This is a genomic window from Arthrobacter sp. AG367, from assembly GCF_007828995.1.
Taxonomy (GTDB): Bacteria; Actinomycetota; Actinomycetes; order Actinomycetales; family Micrococcaceae; genus Arthrobacter.
Genome location: NZ_VIVE01000015.1, coordinates 14,045 through 31,937, shown reverse-complemented (window position 1 = coordinate 31,937; position 17,893 = coordinate 14,045). Strand labels below are relative to the sequence as shown.

Annotated in this window: 16 protein-coding genes; 9 read left to right on the top strand and 7 right to left on the bottom strand. The window is 66.7% G+C overall.

From position 1 onward, the window contains the following. Positions 1–124: 124 nt before the first annotated feature. Both FB478_RS21215 and FB478_RS20710 read right to left on the bottom strand, forming a co-directional pair. Positions 125–271, bottom strand: a complete 147-nt coding sequence (locus tag FB478_RS21215) for a hypothetical protein (protein ID WP_186447862.1) — start codon at positions 269–271, stop codon at positions 125–127. A gap of 1 nt (position 272) precedes the next feature. Beyond that, complete coding sequence (locus FB478_RS20710; RefSeq protein ID WP_018770536.1) at positions 273–1,658, bottom strand: OFA family MFS transporter; 1,386 nt, start codon at positions 1,656–1,658, stop codon at positions 273–275. A 262-nt stretch (positions 1,659–1,920) separates the two neighbouring features. Here FB478_RS20710 and FB478_RS20705 point away from each other — a divergent pair, with 262 nt between their 5' ends. Beyond that, positions 1,921–2,409, top strand: coding sequence for an SRPBCC domain-containing protein (locus FB478_RS20705; protein WP_144601508.1), 489 nt, complete (start codon positions 1,921–1,923; stop codon positions 2,407–2,409). Positions 2,410–2,414: 5 nt separating this feature from the next. Then, positions 2,415–4,091 carry an FAD-binding dehydrogenase gene (locus FB478_RS20700; protein ID WP_144601523.1) on the top strand — a complete coding sequence of 559 codons (1,677 nt, stop codon included), beginning with the start codon at positions 2,415–2,417 and terminating at the stop codon, positions 4,089–4,091. 73 nt (positions 4,092–4,164) lie between these two features. On the opposite strand, the gene FB478_RS20695 is transcribed toward FB478_RS20700, so the two are convergent. Next, complete coding sequence (locus tag FB478_RS20695; protein ID WP_144601507.1) at positions 4,165–4,665, bottom strand: GNAT family N-acetyltransferase; 501 nt, start codon at positions 4,663–4,665, stop codon at positions 4,165–4,167. Positions 4,666–4,772: 107 nt separating this feature from the next. Between FB478_RS20695 and FB478_RS20690 the strand changes: the two genes are divergently transcribed. Continuing rightward, a complete protein-coding gene (locus FB478_RS20690) occupies positions 4,773–5,663 on the top strand; it encodes a potassium channel family protein (protein WP_056393239.1) in 891 nt (296 codons plus the stop codon). A 31-nt stretch (positions 5,664–5,694) separates the two neighbouring features. Here FB478_RS20690 and FB478_RS20685 read toward each other — a convergent pair whose 3' ends face one another. Beyond that, positions 5,695–6,711, bottom strand: a complete 1,017-nt coding sequence (locus FB478_RS20685; RefSeq protein ID WP_026265967.1) for a LacI family DNA-binding transcriptional regulator — start codon at positions 6,709–6,711, stop codon at positions 5,695–5,697. Positions 6,712–6,916: 205 nt separating this feature from the next. Here FB478_RS20685 and FB478_RS20680 point away from each other — a divergent pair, with 205 nt between their 5' ends. From FB478_RS20680 to FB478_RS20660, 5 genes are all read left to right on the top strand, one after another. Continuing rightward, a complete protein-coding gene (locus FB478_RS20680) occupies positions 6,917–8,884 on the top strand; it encodes a glycoside hydrolase family 127 protein (protein ID WP_261377491.1) in 1,968 nt (655 codons plus the stop codon). A 39-nt stretch (positions 8,885–8,923) separates the two neighbouring features. Then, positions 8,924–10,210: a sugar ABC transporter substrate-binding protein gene (locus FB478_RS20675; RefSeq protein ID WP_056393237.1), complete on the top strand. Its 1,287-nt coding sequence runs from the start codon at positions 8,924–8,926 to the stop codon at positions 10,208–10,210. Positions 10,211–10,271: 61 nt separating this feature from the next. Then, positions 10,272–11,231, top strand: a complete 960-nt coding sequence (locus FB478_RS20670) for a carbohydrate ABC transporter permease (RefSeq protein WP_223994064.1) — start codon at positions 10,272–10,274, stop codon at positions 11,229–11,231. Positions 11,232–11,258: 27 nt separating this feature from the next. Next, entirely contained in the window at positions 11,259–12,119 is an 861-nt protein-coding gene (locus FB478_RS20665) for a carbohydrate ABC transporter permease (protein ID WP_056393234.1), read from the top strand. A 35-nt stretch (positions 12,120–12,154) separates the two neighbouring features. Further along, positions 12,155–12,661 (top strand): DinB family protein, encoded by a 507-nt coding sequence (locus FB478_RS20660; protein WP_144601506.1) that lies wholly within the window; start codon positions 12,155–12,157, stop codon positions 12,659–12,661. A 24-nt stretch (positions 12,662–12,685) separates the two neighbouring features. Here the strand turns inward: FB478_RS20660 and FB478_RS20655 are convergent, their stop codons facing one another. After that, on the bottom strand, positions 12,686–13,564 hold the full coding sequence (locus tag FB478_RS20655) for a CPBP family intramembrane glutamic endopeptidase (RefSeq protein WP_144601505.1): 879 nt from the start codon (positions 13,562–13,564) through the stop codon (positions 12,686–12,688). Positions 13,565–13,654: 90 nt separating this feature from the next. Continuing rightward, a complete protein-coding gene (locus FB478_RS20650) occupies positions 13,655–14,704 on the bottom strand; it encodes a LuxR family transcriptional regulator (RefSeq protein WP_144601504.1) in 1,050 nt (349 codons plus the stop codon). A gap of 183 nt (positions 14,705–14,887) precedes the next feature. Here FB478_RS20650 and FB478_RS20645 point away from each other — a divergent pair, with 183 nt between their 5' ends. Beyond that, a complete protein-coding gene (locus FB478_RS20645) occupies positions 14,888–15,322 on the top strand; it encodes a nuclear transport factor 2 family protein (RefSeq protein ID WP_144601503.1) in 435 nt (144 codons plus the stop codon). 82 nt (positions 15,323–15,404) lie between these two features. Here FB478_RS20645 and ppsA read toward each other — a convergent pair whose 3' ends face one another. Then, positions 15,405–17,825 (bottom strand): phosphoenolpyruvate synthase, encoded by a 2,421-nt coding sequence (ppsA, locus tag FB478_RS20640; RefSeq protein ID WP_144601502.1) that lies wholly within the window; start codon positions 17,823–17,825, stop codon positions 15,405–15,407. Positions 17,826–17,893: the final 68 nt, after the last annotated feature.

Genomic DNA, 17,893 nt, shown 5'->3' with positions numbered 1-17,893 from the left:
ATGCGCGCCCAGAGTGGCCCAGTTTTCATGATGAAACCCTGAGTATCGCGGGCGGCTGCCGTCGCTTGCCGACCAAAACTGGGCCACTGTGACGCACGGTCCAACGCTGGCCCAGCCCAGGCGGCTACCCGAACAGCGCCGCCACCTGGGTGAGCGTCTGGAAGACCCCAAAGGCCAGCGGTATTCCCACCAAAACCCAAGCCAGTACCAGCCTGCCGGTGGACCGGCGGACCGGCTGGTGCGCGCCGTGGTTGTCTGCTGTGCTGCTCATTTCATGCCTCCAGGGAAGATTCGTGCCGCTCGGGGCGGCGTTCGTGGAACCGTGCATCGACGGGCTTGACCAGCAGGTTGGCCACGAACCCGATGACCAGCAGGGCCACCATGGTCAGCAGCGCGGGCTGGTAGGACGCGGCATTCAGCTGCCCGGGCTTGCCCTGCGCGTCCAGGATGCTGTTGACGATCAGCGGCCCGGCCACCCCGGCCGCGGACCAGGCGGTGAGCAGCCGGCCGTGGATGGCGCCTACCTGGTACGTCCCGAAGAGGTCCCGCAGGTACGCCGGGACGGTAGCAAACCCGCCGCCGTAGAAGGAGATGATGACGAAGGCAAGCACCACGTAAAGGGCGGTGGCGGTGGATCCGGCCAACGCCAGCACCGTATACAGCACGGCGCCTACGCCCAGGTACACCATGTAGATGCGCTTGCGCCCCGTGACGTCGGAGGTGGCGGACCAGGCGAAGCGGCCCGACATGTTGCCGATGGACAGCAGCCCCACAAAGCCCGCAGCAACGCTCGCACTGACCAGGGACTTTCCGTCGGACTGCCGGAAGAAGTCCTGGATCATGGGCGCCGCCTGCTCCAGGATGCCGATGCCGGCCGTGACGTTGCAGAACAGCGCCACCCATACCAGCCAGAACTGCCGGGTCTTGATGGCGTTTTTCGCCGACACGTTCTCCGTGGTGACGAGCTTGGCCGCCTTGACCTTGGCGGGGTCGAACCCTGCGGGCCGCCACCCGTCGGCGGGCACCCGGACGGTGAAGGCGCCGAACAGCATGTAGGCGAGATAGACGACGGCGAGCGTCAGGAAGAGCTTGCCCACGGCATCGCCGCTGGCCACCCAGCCCTGGGCGCCGGAGTTCGGATCGTACGCCTTCAGCAGGGCCTGGGACACGGGGCTGGCGATCAGCGCGCCGCCGCCGAAGCCCATGATCGCCATGCCGGTGGCCAGGCCGGGGCGGTCCGGGAACCACTTGATCAGCGTGGACACCGGCGAGATGTAGCCGATGCCCAGGCCGATGCCGCCCACGAAGCCGTACCCGAGGTAGACGAGCCACAGCTGGTGGGTGAAGATACCCACCGAGCCGATCAGGAAGCCGCCCGCCCAGAACATCGCGGAGGTGAACATCGCCTTGCGCGGGCCGTTGGTGTCCACCCAGGTGCCCATGACAGCGGCGGAAAGGCCCAGCATCACGATGGCGATGGAGAAGATGACGCCGATCTCGGTCAGGCTGGCCCCGAAGTGCTTGACCAGCGCCGTCTTGTAGACGCTGGTGGCGTAGGCCTGGCCGATGCACAGATGGACGGCGAGCGCCGCGGGCGGGACCAGCCAGCGGTTGAAGCCCGGCGGGGCGATGGAGTGGTCACGGTCCAGGAAGCCCATGGTTGATTCCCTTTGCTTGTCGATGACGTCGATGTCTGATCGATCCAGAGGCGAAAGGCCTTGTTGAACCCGGGCCCTTTGCCTTGGGCTATCATCATGCAAATCATCAGCAAACGTACTATTGGCGCGCCGAGCGGCAGGAATTGCGCGGCGAGCGGCTTGGTTGGCTGAGGCACTCCCCTGTCAGCCCTGCACCGCCCATCGGGCACGCACACGCAGCGCCTTGCTTTCCGCCCGCCGCGGCGGATGGCAGAGTGGGACGATGAGTGAGCAACCAGCCGCGCTGGTCCTGAACCTGGAGTGCACGGTCCCGTCCCCGCCGGAGACAACGTTCCTGCTGCTGACGGAACCTGCCCGGCTTGCCGACTGGTGGGGCCCGCACGGCTTCAGTATCCCCGAAGTGGACATCAACCTGGTGGCGGGCGGGCGCTACCGGTTCCGCATGGCCCCGCCGGAGGGCGAACCGTTCCACCTCTCAGGAAAGTTCCTGGAGATCGATCCGCCCTGGCGCCTGGTCTACACCTTCGCCTGGGAGGAACCGGCGCCGGACGACACCGAGACGGTCGTGGACCTCTCCCTCACCGGCACCGGAACCGGAACCCGGGTGGTGCTCTCGCAGGGACCGTTCCTCACGGAGGAGCGGCTGGAACTGCACCGGAACGGGTGGAGCGATTCGTTCGAAAAGCTGGCTCGTGCCGCCGGGAGCGCCGGCCGCTCCGGTGCCGCCGGCAGCCGGGACAACGCCCGGTGACAGGCCTGGACGCGGACGTCATCATCATCGGCGGTGGCCTGGCCGGGCTGGTGGCCAGCAATGAGCTGGTCCGTGCGGGCTGGCGGGTGGCCATCGTGGACCAGGAAAACCCGGCCAACCTGGGCGGGCAGGCCTTCTGGTCCCTGGGCGGGCTCTTCCTGGTGGACACCCCCATGCAGCGGCGCCTGGGCGTGAAGGATTCCTTCGACCTGGCGTGGCAGGACTGGCAGGGTTCCGCCCAGTGGGACCGGCTTTCCGGGCCCAACCCTGAGGACGAGTGGGCGCAGCAGTGGGGCCGTGCCTATGTGGAGTTCGCCGCCGGTGAGAAGCGCGCGTGGCTGCAGGAACAGGGCATCCGGTTCACCCCGCTGGTGGGCTGGGCCGAGCGCGGCGACGGCAGGGCCGGCGGCCACGGCAATTCGGTCCCCCGCTTCCACGTCCCGTGGGGGACCGGCACCGGGGTTTCGGAGCCGTTCGCGGACAAGGCGCGGGCGGCCTCCGGGGCGGGCAGCGCCAGGTTCTTCTTCCGGCACCGGGTGGACGGTTTAACGTTCGACGGCGGCACGGTCACCGGGGTGCGGGGCGCGGTGCTGGCGCCTGATGATTCCCCGCGCGGGGTGTCCTCAAACCGGGATGTTGTTGCCGAATTCGAACTCCGGGCCCAGGCCGTGGTGATCGCGTCCGGCGGAATCGGCGGCAACCACGGGCAGGTTCGGCGCTGGTGGCCTGCGCGGCTGGGGACGCCGCCGCGGAAAATGGTCACAGGCGTGCCGCAGCACGTCGACGGACGGATGCTGGACATCGCAGACGGGGCCGGGGTGCGGCTGGTGAACCGTGACCGGATGTGGCACTACACCGAAGGGATCCAGAACTGGAACCCCATCTGGCCGGACCATGCCATCCGGATCCTGCCCGGCCCGTCGTCCCTCTGGTTCGATGCCCTGGGCCGGCGCCTTCCCTCCCCCGGCCTGCCCGGCTACGACACCCTGGGCACCCTCCGCCTCCTCCGGACAACGCCGGAGCTTCAGCAGCACGACCATTCCTGGTTCATCCTCAACCAGCGCATCATCGAAAAGGAGTTTGCCCTCTCCGGCTCCGAGCAGAACCCGGACATCACCAACCGGGACCTCAAGCTGCTGCTGAAGACCCGGCTGGGCCGCGGCGCGTCCGGTCCCATCGAGGCGTTCAAGGAGCACGGCGCGGACTTTGTGGTGGCGGACAACCTGGCGGACCTGGTCCGCGGAATGAACGGGCTGACTGACCAGCCGCTGCTGGACCATGCGCTGATAAGGCGGCAGATCGAGGAGCGCGACGCCGAGATCAGGAACCCCTTCTCCAAGGATGTCCAGGTTGCGGGCATCCGCAACAGCCGCCGGTACCTGGGCGACCGGCTCTTCCGTACCGTCAAGCCGCACCGGATCCTGGACCCTGCCGCGGGCCCACTGATCGCCGTCCGGCTGCACGTTGTCACGCGGAAGACGCTGGGCGGGATCCAGACCAACCTTGACGGCCAGGCCCTCGGACAGGACGGCGCCCCCATTCCCGGGCTGTACGCCGCCGGCGAGGCAGCGGGGTTCGGCGGCGGCGGCGCCCACGGCTACAACGCGCTGGAAGGCACCTTCCTGGGCGGCTGTCTCTTCACCGGCCTGACCGCCGGCCGGGCGCTCGCCCGGGCGCTATGAACTGACTCCGCACTAAAGCCCCGCGCTGCACTCAGGCGGGCGCTGCACTCAGGCCACGGGCCGCCGTCGAACACTATTGGCTGCTGCGCCGGACCAACCGGAACTCCGGCAGCCCCTCCCACTCGGGTGGCAGCGTGTTGCGCCTGCCGTCCGGCCGGAACCCCTGCTTCAGGTAGAAGGCCAGGGCGCGGGGATTGTTCTCCACCACCCAGAGGTAGGCCGGGCCGGAGCCGACGGCGGCGCTCACCAGGGCTGCCCCAAGGCCCGTTCCGTAGGTCCGCCGGAGGGTGTAGATCGAGTAGAGCTCCACGGCTTCGGGGCCGTCGTCGTCGCGCCCCGGGCCGGCGTCCGCGAAGCCCACCAGGTCATTGTCGGCGTCCAGCGCGAGGATCCGTGGCTCGTCAGTGGCCAGGAATGGCCGCCGGCGTTCCACCCGCTCGGGGATGCTGGCCCTGCGGCGGCGGAAGAATTCCGCAGAGAGCAGATGCGGGTAGCACTCCTCATGGGCCAGAGTCTGCATGAGCACCACCGCCTCGGCGTCCTCCGGTGTCGCTTGGCGAAGTCGAAAGTCCATGGCGCCAGCCTAACGAGTGGCCCCTTGCTCCCACGCCGTGTTCCGCCGTCGAACCTCTATGCCTTGTCCGGTCCCCGGTTGGGCAGCCCGCGCACTTAAGATGAGGCATGAACTTCGAGGACGCGCTCCTGACGGTGATTGGTGCCGCGCTGATTCTGCTGATGGTCGCCGACGTCTTCCATACCCTGCTGTATCCGCACGGCTCGGGCCCGGTGGGCCGGACCATCATGCGCGGGTTCTGGCTGCTGTCCAGGAAACTCAGGGGCGGGGCCTCGTCCATCGCAGCCCCGCTGGCCATGGCGGCTGTCATCGCTGCCTGGGCGGCGCTGGCCGCCGTGGGCTGGGCGCTGCTGTACCTCCCGCATTTGTCGAACGGGTTCACCTACTCGGCCGACGTGCCCCGGCAGGCCGACTTTGCGGAGGCCCTGTACATCTCGCTGGTGGCCCTCTCCACCGCTGGATTCGGTGAGATCGTGGCCACGCACCCGCTGCTGCGGCTGGTGATGGCGTTCCAGGCTGTAGCCGGTTTCGGCCTGCTGACCGCCACGGTCTCGTGGATCCTGCAGACCTACCCGGCGCTGAGCCGCCGGCGCGCACTCGCCCACCAGTTGAACCTGTTCCGGGAAGCGGCGGGTCCGTCCGGCATCGCCTCACTTGATGCACGGCATGCAGCAGGACTGCTGGAATCCATGGCGGAGAACGTGGCGTCCGTGAGCATCGATCTCCTGTCCTTCCACGAGACCTATTACTTCCATGAGGTGGAGCAACGGGGTTCCCTTCCCGCCACCATCGCCTACGCCCACCACCTGGCCTCGGATGCGCAGGACAGCGACAACCCCGAACTCCGGTTTGCCGGGCGGATGCTCTACGCCGCGCTGGACGACCTGGCCGAAGTGCTGCGCGGGAAGTTCGGCCACGTGGGAAGCACGTCCTCCGATGTGTTCGACCACTACGAGCTCCACCACAGGCACCGGCGGCCCCCGGAACCGCGGCCATAGCCGCAGGCGCTGCCAACCGTTTGCCGGCGGGTCACCCCCGCGGACCGGAGGACTCACGGACGATAAGGTCACAATCCACGATATGTACGCCCGGAAGGGGTATGCCGTCGAGCGCTGACAGCAGGGCCTCGCCCGCCCGCCTGCCAATAGTGGAGAGGTTCAGGTCGATACTGGACAGATGCGGTCTGTACCCATCGGTGAACGGGGACCAGTTGTCCACGCCGATCAGTGCCACGTCGTCGGGGATCGACAAGCCATGCCGCTCAAGTTCGTAGGCGGCGCCACGAGCGATCTGGTCGCTGCCGCAGAAAATCGCATCGACGTCGGAGTGGCTGGCCAACAGCGCGCGGACCCCGTTGTGGCCCCATTCCTCCGTCCAACTGCCGTACCAGACATCCCCTACCGGCTCCAGTCCCTGGTCGGCCATTGCAGCGAGGAAACCGTCCGCCCGCAGGACCGCCGACGCGTGGTTTTCCAAGCCCGTGATATGGGCAATCCGGCGTCGCCCGGTCTTAACGAGGTGGTCAACGGCACGGCGGGCACCACCCCGCTCGTCCCCCGTGACGGAGCAGTCCCCCGGGTCCTTCGACGGCGCGAACGCATAGACTACCGGCACTGGCAGGTTTTCACCGAGCGGCGGCCGCGGATCCACTTTGCGGCCCACGACGATGATTCCGTCCACCTGCCGCGCCAGCAATGTACGCACGTAGTGCTGTTCCCGGATGGGATCGTCCCTGCTGTCACAAAGGAAGCAAAGCATCTCGCCCAGGCCCAGGGCGTCCTCGACGCCGCGCAGGATGGGGATGCTGAAGCGTCCATAACTGTCGGTGGTGATAACCCCCACGGTGTAGGTCCTGCCACTGCGGATGCTCCGGGCGGCACCGTTCGGCAGCCAGCCCACCTCCTCCGCGGCGGCGCGTACCCGCAGCCGGGTCGATTCCCGCAGTTGGCCCGTCCCGTTCAGCGCCTTTGACACCGTTCCGGTCGATACTCCCGCCCGCGCGGCTACAGCCGCGATGCCGGAAGAACGGAAACTATTTTCCGTCACAAGTCCCCCTTTCACCGCCGGACCAATTCCTCATAGAGCCGAAAAGTCGCTTTTCCGCCCGCATAAAGCCTAGCAGAAGCCGTTGACAGGTGAGACGCAGGTCACTTAGGGTGGGCCTCGGAAGACGATTTCCTGATTTTCCGTTTCCGGCTTTTCCGGATTCTGTCCCGTCTCCCTCCGATTCACACTTTGGAAGAGGTCATTGATGACATCTGTTCACCACAGTCCAGCACCGTCCGCAGGGCAGGGTACCGGCGGCGGGACCGCAGCGGGGCCCGTCGGGGCGACGACGTCCGGGCACTACGCGCTGCGCCCGCTGGCCTTCGATTCCGTGCAGCTGCGCCCAGAGGGACATCTGGGCAGCTGGCAGGAGCTCAACCGGACCTCCACCATTCCGCATTGCATCGACAATCTGGAATCCAGCGGCGCCCTCGACAACTTCCGGCGGCTGGTCGGCGAGAGCGACGCGGCGTTCCGCGGATTCTGGTTCCAGGACTCGGACCTGTACAAGACGCTGGAGGCTGTGGGCTGGGAGGCCGGCAGGCAGGCGGATCCGCGGTGGGAAGAGTATGTGGCGTCCATGGGCGAGCTGCTGGCCAAGGTGCAGGAGCCGGACGGCTACCTGAACACCTGGGTCCAGGGCGTTGAGCCCGGGAAGCGCTGGGACAAGCTGCAGTGGAGCCACGAGCTGTACACCGCCGGCCACCTGCTGCAGGCGGCAGTTGCCGTGGCCCGCACCACAGGCAACGGAGCCGTCGTCGAGGTGGCCCGCCGCGTCGCCGACTGCATCGTGGAGAACTTCGGCCCCGGCGGCGCCGAAAAGATCGACGGGCACCCGGAAGTGGAAACCGCATTGGTGGAGCTCTACCGCCTGACCGGAGACAAGCGCTACCTTGAAACGGCCGTCCGGCAGCTGGAACTGCGCGGGCACGGCATCCTCCCCGACGACAGGTTCGGCCGCCAGTATTTCCAGGACCACCTTCCCATCCGCAAGGCGGCCCACGAGGCAACAGGTCACGCAGTGCGCCAGGTCTACCTCTCCACCGGAGTGGCCGATGCCTACCTCGAAAACGGGGACGCATCCCTACTGGAGGCCGCGGAATCGCTATGGGAGAACATTTTCACCCAGAAGGCCTACCTCACCGGGGCGCTCGGATCCCGGCACCGGGACGAGGCATTCGGCGACGCCTTCGAGCTGCCGCCGGACCGCGCCTACGCCGAAACGTGTGCCTCCATCGCGAGCCTGCACTTCAGCTGGCGGCTGCTGCTGGCAACCGGCAACAGCAAATACGCCGACGAGATGGAGCGGGCCCTCTACAACGGCATCGCCGCTTCCACCTCCGTTGAAGGCAACAGCTTCTTCTACTCCAACCCGCTGCAACTGCGCACCGGCCATGACGGCTCCACCGAGGATGCGCCGTCGGAACGCCTGTCCTGGTATGCATGCGCCTGCTGCCCGCCGAACCTCGCACGCCTCGTGGCATCCCTGCACCATTACGTAGCCACGCAGGATGAGTCCGGCCTTCAGCTCCAGCTGCTGCACGACGGTGAGATCCGCGCCTCAGGTGAACCTTTCGGCGGCGAAATAACTGTTGCCACAACCACCGAATATCCCTGGGACGAAAACGCCAGCATCGAGGTCACGGCTCCTGCCGGCGAGTGGACGCTCTCCGTGCGCATCCCTTCGTGGTGCAAGGACCCGGAGGTGACCATCGGCGGAAAGCCCATCGAGGCAGTGACTGATGCATCCGGCTACCTCCGGCTCAGCCGCGACTGGGAAGGGAGCACCATCGTCTTGCTGACACTGCCGATGCCTGTCCAAATTGTTAGCGCTCATCCCCGCGTCGATGCTGTGCGCGGCACGGTCGCCCTGGTCCGTGGCCCCGTGGTCTACTGCCTCGAGCAGCATGACCAGGCGGACGGCGTCGTGCTGGAAGACCTTGCGGTCGACGCGGCCGCGCCGGTGGAAATTGCAGCGGCGGAGGGCATCCCCGGGGTGCGCACCGTGCTCAAAGCCGCAGGCGTCGCCCGTCCCCAGTCGGAGCAGGCGCTCTACCGCACCTCCGGAACGGAAGCCGCGGAACAGCGGCCCGTCGAACTGACTGCCATCCCGTATTTCCGCTGGGCCAACCGTGGGCCGGCCGCCATGCGGGTCTGGATCCCCCTCGCCTAGTTGCACCTCCCACCCATCCCTATGAAGAGGAAACGGCATATGAAACGCACAAAACTCGCTGCAGCACTGGCGCTGGCGGCATCCCTCACCCTCACGGCCACCGGTTGTGGCAGTTCCTCCGGCTCCGACTCCCTGCAGGCCTCCTCCGGGGAGCCGAGCGGGACCATCACGCTGTGGGCCCGCGATTCACAGAAGGGGTTCATGGATCTGCTCGCGGACGCGTACAACAAGTCCCACAAGGCGCAGGTCCAGGTCACCATCGTGCCCAGCGGAAACTTCGTGCAGAAATTCGGCACGGCAACCGCTGGCGGGTCGGGCCCGGACGTGGCTTCCATCGACCTGGTCTACCTGCCCTACTTCGCCTCCACCGGGGTCCTCCAGGACATCACCGACGACGCCTCGAAACTGCCGTACAAGGACAAGCTCAGCCCGTCGCACGCGCGCCTCTCCACGTGGGAGGACAAGACCTACGCCCTGCCCTTCACGGCCGAAGCATCCGTGCTGTTCTACAACAAGGATCTCTTCCAGAAGGCCGGCCTTGACCCTGCCAAACCGCCGGCAAACTACGAGGAGATCCTCAACGCCGCCAAGAAGATCCGCGCCCTGGGCCCCGACACCTACGGCTTCACGATGGCCGGCCAGTGCGGCGGCTGCAACATTTTCGAGTTCACCCCCAGCGTCTGGGCCAGCGGCGGCGACGTACTCTCCGACGACGGCAAGACCGCGAAGCTGGACTCTCCCGAGGTCACCAAGGCGCTGACGTTCTACAAGCAGATGCACGACGCCGGCGTGATGCCGGAGGCGGCGAAGACCGACTCGGGCACCGCCCAGCCGGCCCTGTTCCAGGCTGGAAAAGTGGGCATGGTGGTGCTCGGCGCCTTCTTCACGCAGACGCTGAACACGGACAAGAAGGTTGACTACGGCATCGCTCCCATCCCGGGAGAGAACGGCGGCTCAGCTTCCTTCGCGGGCGGCGACAACATCGCGGTCACCACCGGGTCAAAGAACAAGCCTGCCGCATGGGACTTCGTAAAGTGGGCCACGGGCGACGAGGCCCAGACCCTGCTGGCGAAGAACTCCATCGTCCCGGTCAGGACTGACCTCGTAAAGAGCGTCTACGCCTCGGCAGACCCGCGCAACGAGATCTTCAGCAAGGCGCTGGAGACCGGCAAGACGCCGTACAGCGTCGTGGAAAACAAGCTGTTCAATGACAACAACGGACCATGGGCAACCATGATCAACGAGGCCGTCTTCGGCGGCGACATCCAGGCCGCGCAGCAAAAGGCGCAGCAGGCCGCCCAGCAGATCATCCAGACCGGACCCTGACATACACGGGTGCTGCCGCGGACCCGCGGCAGCACCCGCCTCGTCCTCAAGGAGACCTACTTTGGCACACCACACCACCCTGACAACGCGCCCCGGCAAGCCCCAACGCCCAACGGCGCCCCTACGTCCGCCACGGAGCCGGCGGACCCTCACCACCTCGCGCAGCAGGCTCGGCGCGTTGGTGGTCGCCCCCGCGCTGATCCTCCTCACCGTCTTCTTCTTCCTGCCCGTGGTCCTGATGCTGTGGATGTCCCTGAACCGCTGGCCGCTGCTGGGCAAGATCAGCTTCATCGGCCTGGGCAACTACGCGACGGCGTTCCAGGACCAGGACTTCCTGCGGGCAGCCGGGTTCACCCTCCTCTACACCGTGATCATGACTCCCCTGCTGCTGGTCATCGGGATCGCGCTGGCGCTGCTGATCCGGCGTCCGGGCAAAGCTTCCAGAATCTTCCAGTCCATCTATTTCCTGCCGGTGGTGGTCGGCTTCGCCGCCGCCGGTTACCTGTGGCTCTTCATGGCCCAGCCCAACATCGGGCCCCTGCTGGACCTGCTTACCCGCGGCGGGCTGGCCTCGCACTCGGACAACTGGTTCGGAAGCTTCGCCGGAGCGCTGGGCATCGTGTGCGCCATGGTGGTCTGGAAGGTTGCCGGCATGCAGATGCTGCTGCTGAACTCGGGCTTGCAGTCCATCCCCGTGGAGCTCGAGGAAGCGGCCAGGATCGATGGTGCAAGCCGAACACAGGTGTTCCGCTACATCATCCTGCCGCTGCTGCGGCCCACCCTCGCGCTGGTGCTCGTCTTTTCGGTAGCCGGCTCACTGCTGGCCTTCGACCAGTTCTACATCATGACCAGCGGCGGCCCGGCGAACCAGACCATCACCGCGGTGTACCACATCTACCGGGTGTCCTTCCAGGGTTTCCAGCTCGGCTATGGCGCCGCGCTCTCTGCCCTGCTGATGATCGTGCTCGCGGTCGTCAGCGCCATCCAGATGCTCATCCTCCGCAACTCGGACCACAACTAGTCCAATCCATCGGAAACGGACCCCTCCATGACTTCACTGCAGTCCAGACTCCGCCCGGTGCCGCGCACGGCCTGGTGGATTATCAACCTCAGCCTCGCGGCCCTGTTCCTCTACCCGTTCTGGGTAGTTCTCTCACAGTCGATCAAGTCCCCTGCCGAGGCTGCTGCCGCGCCGCCCACGCTTTTCCCGGGTTCCTTCTCGTGGGGGAACTTCGCGAAGCTATTCGGCAACGAGAACGGCGGTGCGGGCTTCGTCCAGCAGTTAGGCAACAGCGTCCTCGTCTCAGTTGGCGCAACGCTCCTGACGATCGTATTGAGCACGCTGGCCGGCTACGGCTTCGCCAAACTGCGCTTCCGCGGCAGCAACCTGCTGTTTTTCGCTACCCTCGCCACCTTCATGATCCCTTTCCAGGCGGTCATCACTCCGCTGTACCTGGTGCTGCACCAGATCGGCCTGACCAACAACCTCCTGGGCCTCATGCTGGTGTACACCACCTTTAACCTGCCATTCGGTATCTTCCTGATGAGGAATTCCTTCGCAGCGCTGCCGGCGAGCATTGAGGAAGCTGCCCTGGTGGACGGGTGCAGCGTGCTGCGTGCCATGGTCCGGGTGCTGCTCCCAGTGGCCATTCCGGGGGTGATCAGCACCGCGCTGTTCACCTTTTTCGCCTCGTGGAACGAGTTCTTCGCCGCGCTGATCCTCATGACAGACCAGTCCAAGTACACCCTTCCGGTGGCCTTGAACGTGCTCTCCAGCGGCACTTTCGGGACCTTGGACTGGGGGGCACTGCAGGCGGGCGTCGCGGTGACGATCGTCCCGTGCATCGTTATCTATGTCCTGCTCCAGAAGTACTACGTGGGAGGCATGCTTACGGGGGCGATGAAGTAAGCCGCGTTCCCTTTCCGGCTTGCTAGGGTCTGCTTATGGCTTCCCACTCCCACTCGATGGACGACGTCATCAACGAACCTGCGCGTGTCCAGTTCGAGTTCTTCCTGGAGGAGCACCGGGCCGCGCTCAACGGGTGCCTGGACGGGCTGACCGAGGAGCAGGTCCGGCGTCGGCTGGTTCCCTCCCGCACCACACTGCTGGGGCTGGTGAAGCATGCCACCTTCGTGGAGAAGGTCTGGTTCGACGAAGCCTTCACCGGCCGTCCCCGCAGCGAGATCGGCATCCCCGCCACTCCTGACGAGTCGTTCTTCCTGGACGACGGCGACACCATCGACTCCGTCCGGAAAGCCCACCGGGACGCGTGCGCCGCGTCCCGGGCTGCTGCCGCCCCTCTGGGCCTCGACGACGTCGTGACCGGCAACCGGCGGGGACCGCTCCCGCTGCGCTGGTTGTACCTGCACATGCTGCGGGAACTCGCCCAGCACTGCGGCCACGCGGACATCCTGCGCGAACAGATCCTGGCCGGCAAGGGCGCGGACTGAGATGCTGCCTCGGCCTCGCAGCGCTCAGGCCGGCGCCGTCGTCGTTCTTTGTTTTGTGAGGTCCCCGCGGCGGGCAAGGGCCACGGCAGCAACCAGCAGCCACATGGTGGCCGCCTGGCCCCAGGGATAGACCTGCTGCGGAATGCCAGGTGTCAGCGGGTTGAGGATGTACTGGAACGCCGCGAGGCTGACGTGCATCAGCGCTGCCAGGAGCACGCTGCCTGTATGGTCGTAAACCCACACCATGAGCACTCGGTACGCCGTAAGCTGGCCGACGAGGACGGCCACCAGCCACAGCGACAGGAAGATTCCCAGGGGCACCCCGCCATTGGTCCCGCCCCCACCCCAATAATTCACGAAGAAGTGCCACGCACCCCACAGCACCCCCACCAGGATTCCCGTCCACAGAACACTGAAGCGCTGCCTCGCCTTGGGGATGGCGAAGCCGGTCCATCCGATTTCCTCGAGGAATCCCGCCGCCAGCCCGATGGCCAGTCCAGTGAGGATGGTGCCGCCCTTATCTGTAGCCGTGGCGATCCGAGGCGCGTAATCCGGGGACGCCAGCCAGAGCACCAGCACGAACGCGGCCAAACAGACCGGCGCCACCAGCAGGGCCAAATACCAGCGCCCGCCCACACGCCATCTCAGCAGCCTCGCCCGAAGATCCCGGTAGCCTGCCCGTCCCGACGCAACTCCGGTAAGCACCAGGCTGGCCAACGCTGGTCCGAGCAGCATCGCCGGCACGGTTACGGGGATGGTGAGCTGGAACTGCTCCGGCGTAGGCGACAGGCCGCCCGTGACAGCCCACACCGCCAGCACAATGGCGCCCCACGACAAGAGGAAGGTAACAACGTAGTACCACCACAGCGGGTGCGTGCGCACCGATTCCGCCAAGGCATGCATGGGATCCTCCGGTTGCCGGCTGTACCTCCAGCTTCCAGGGCGGGCGCCCCCGGACACAGAGTCCTCGGACCCGTTAAAACAGACTGCCCGTCAGGCTAGGAGCCTGGCCACCAGCTCGCCGCGGCTGCCGACGCCCACCTTTTCAAAGAGCGACTTCAAGTGGTCGTGCACCGTGTGCGGCGAGATGAACAGGTGCCGGGCGATCTCCGCCGTCGAACTTCCGGCCAGCACCTCCAGGCAGACATCCCGTTCCCGGGCGGTCACGCCGTACGCCATCAGCAGCAGGGCCACGAGGTCGTGGGTGGTTGCCGGTTCCACGGTGACCACCATCTGTTCGGGATCATCGCCGGTGATGAGGCTGCTGGCCTGCAGCACCACCCAATTGTTCCCGGCGTCGCGCATCCTGGCCCGCGCCGTCCCGGATGCCGCCGCATGCGCCTGCGCCACCACCGAATAAAGCGTCTGGCTGAAGCGCCCGGGCGCAGCTTCCTCCACCTGGGCAAGCCAGGAGGCGGCGGCCGGCGTGGCCGCGCGGAGGTCGCCGTGCAGCCCGGCCAGGACAATGACAGGCCCGACGGCGGCCGGTCCCGCCGGGTGCGCCACGCGGACGGCGGCCCTGGTGGCCGACGCGAGCGTGGCAGTCACCGCGCCCAGGAATTCCACCTCCCGGTCGGTGAAGTCGCTGCCGCCTTCCCGGAAGATGCTCCCCACGCCCCAGCACAAGTCGTCCACGCGGAACGCGGCCCGCAACTCATGCTCGAAGCCCAGCGGCTTGATCAGGTCGTTGATCCGGACGCTGCGGACCACCTCACGGTGCGGCGCATCCGAAATCCTCGCGATGGGGCGGGGCCGGCGCAGCAGCTCGGCGAAGGTGTTGGGTTCCCGGCCTGTGTATTCGGACTGGGCAAAGCGGAGGAAATACTCCTCGAACTGGCGCCCACCCACCGGCCACGGCAGCCAGTTGGTAACGGAGGTCATCACCATGGAGGCGGGGTCGACGGCGGCCCAGCACCCTTGCTCGAACGGCACCTCCCGCTGCACCACGGCCAGCGCCGAGGTATAGAGGTCAGGCAGGTCCATCCCGCCGGCGGCCATGGCGGCGATGTCCCGCCGGGCACGCTCCGCGCGCTCCTCCCACATACCTCCAGTATCCGCCCGGCAGGCAGGCCGGCAATCCCCCAAATGGGTGGTTTTCCAGGCGCCCCGAAACCCCTGGTGCGGGGATCGCGGGGGTGTGTTCCGCCGTCGTACTTTTCCTTTTACGGACGCCGCACGCAGCGGGCCGTCCGTAGAGGAAAACCGGGAACCACAATGGAGGCTGCAATGGGACAGGCACGTGACGTCATGGGCCGGCTGATGACGGCCATGGACGCAAAGGACAGGGATGCGCTGGCAGGCTGCTACGCCGAAGGCGCCGTAATCAGCACTCCGGACCAGGGAGAGATCTCCGGCCGCGAGGCGATCACCAACTATTTCCTCCACTTCTGGGTGGCCATGCCGGACGTCACGTACCAGCAGGTGGCCACTCATGAGGCCGGGGACGTTGCCATCCTGGAGGGCTTCGTGGTGGGCACGAACACCGGGCAGCTGAACCTGCCCACCGGCGGGACGCTGCCGCCGACAGGAAAGCAGGTCCGGGTGCGAAGCTGCGACATCACCAAAGTGGAGGCAGGCCTGATCACCGCGCACCACGCCTACTTCGACCAGATGGAACTTCTTGGCCAGCTGGGGCTGCTCCCAGAACCGTCCAACCAGTGAAACCGTCCAACCAGTGAAGGCGGTTCCGTCACCACCTGTCGGCAGTGGCGGAACCGCCCCTTTGATCGTCAAGCGTTCCCGGTCAGGCTGCCCCGACGGCGGCCACGGCTGCACCTTCCGAAGCGTCAGCTGAGGCCCCGGCGAGCCGAAGCCAGGTGTCCACCACGGTGTCCGGGTTCAGGGATACGGAGTTGACGCCTTCCTGTACCAGCCACTCGGCGAAGTCGGGGTGGTCGCTGGGGCCCTGGCCGCAGATGCCGACGTACTTTTCGCGGGCCCTGCAGGCCTTGATGGCCATGCTCAGCAGCTTCTTCACGGCCGGGTCCCGCTCATCGAAGCTGTTGGCCACAATCGCCGAGTCCCGGTCCAGGCCAAGGGTCAGCTGGGTCATGTCGTTGGAGCCGATGGAGAAGCCGTCGAAGTACTCGAGGAACTCGTCGGCGAGCAGTGCGTTGGAGGGCAGCTCGCACATCATGATCACCTCGAGGCCGTTTTCGCCGCGGCGCAGCCCGTTCTCGGCGAGCAGTTCGATGACGCCCCGCGCCTCGTCCAGGGTGCGCACGAACGGGATCATGAGCTTGACGTTGGTCAGCCCCATCTCGTTTCGCACGAAAGAGAGGGCCTCGCACTCAAGGTCGAAGCAGTCCCGGAAGGACGGCTCCAGGTACCGGGACGCGCCGCGGAAGCCGATCATCGGGTTCTCTTCATGCGGCTCGTACGCCGGGCCGCCGATGAGGTTGGCGTACTCGTTGGACTTGAAGTCGGACATCCGGACGATCACCGGTTCCGGCGCAAAGGCGGCGGCGATGGTGGCCACGCCCTCGGCCAGGCGCTTGATGTAGTACTCGCGGGGGCTGTCGTAGGCGCTGATCCGTTCCCGGATCTCGGCGGCCACATCCGCAGGCTGGCTGTCCAGGTTCAGCAGGGCCTTGGGGTGGATGCCGATCTGCCGGTTGATGATGAACTCCAGCCGGGCCAGGCCCACGCCGTGGTTGGGCAGCTGCGCGAAGGTGAACGCCTGTTCGGGGGTGCCCACGTTCATCATGACCTTCACCGGCGCCTCGGGCAGGTTGGTGATGCCGGTTTCCTCAACGCTGAAGTCCAGCAGGCCCTCGTAGATGGCCCCCGTCTCGCCGTCGGCGCAGGACACGGTGACTTCCTGGCCGTCGGACAGCGTGTCCGTGGCGTTGCCGGTGCCCACGACGGCGGGAATCCCCAGTTCGCGGGCGATGATGGCCGCGTGGCAGGTGCGTCCGCCGCGGTTGGTGACGATGGCGGAGGCGCGCTTCATGATCGGTTCCCAGTCGGGGTCGGTCATGTCCGCCACCAGCACGTCACCGGTCTGGAACGACGCCATCTGGTCGATGGCGGTGAGGATCCGGACCTTGCCGGCCCCGATCCGCTGGCCGATGGCGCGGCCTTCCACCAGCACCGGGCCGGTTGCGTTCAGGCGGAAACGGCTCATGCTGCCCGGGGCCCGGCGGGACTGTACGGTTTCCGGGCGTGCCTGCAGGATGTACAGGCCGCCGTCGGTCCCGTCCTTGCCCCACTCAATGTCCATCGGACGGCCGTAATGCTTCTCAATGGCCACGGCGTGGCGGGCAAGCTGCTCCACGTCGTCGTCCGTCAGGCTGAAGCGCGAGCGCAGCGAAGCCTCCACCGGCACGAAGTCGATGGTGCGGCCGATCTCGCTGTTGTTGGTGTACGTCATCTGCAGGGCCTTCTCCCCCAGGCCGCGCTTGAGGATCGCCGGGCGGCCGGCCGCCAGGGCGGGCTTGTACACGTAGAACTCGTCCGGGTTCACCGCACCCTGCACCACGGCTTCACCCAGCCCGTAGGAGGAGGTGACGAACACGGCGTCCTGGAAGCCGGACTCGGTGTCCATGGTGAACATGACGCCGGAAGCGCCGACGTCGGAGCGCACCATGCGCTGGATGCCGGCCGAGAGTGCCACCTCGGCGTGTTCGAACTTGTGGTGCACGCGGTAGGCGATGGCGCGGTCATTGTAGAGCGACGCGAAGACGTCCTTGATGGCCTGCAGGATGTTCTCGATCCCGCGGACGTTCAGGAAGGTCTCCTGCTGCCCGGCGAACGAGGCATCGGGCAGGTCCTCCGCCGTGGCGCTGGACCGGACCGCCCAGGACAGGTCTGCGGAGCCGGCATGGTTGTCCACCAGCTGCTGGTAAGCCTCGCGGACCTGTGCTTCGAAGTCGGGCAGGAAGGGCGTATCCCGGACCAGGGAGCGGATTTCCTGGCCGGCGGAGGCCAGGGCCGTCACGTCGTCCGTGTCCAGCCCCACCAGGCGATCGGCGATCTTCTGGTCCAGTCCGGAGTCGGACAGGAACCGGCGGTAGGCGTCTGCCGTAGTGGCGAAGCCGTCCGGAACCTGGACGCCGGCCGAGGTCAGGTTCTGCACCATCTCGCCCAGTGAGGCGTTCTTGCCGCCCACCTTGTCCAGGTCCTTGAGTCCAAGTTCAGAGAACCACAGAACGTCTGTCGTCATGATTGCTGCTCCTTTGCAGTGGGTGGCGTAAGCAATGCTGGCCGTCACGGTAGTGCCGGCCGGAAGAA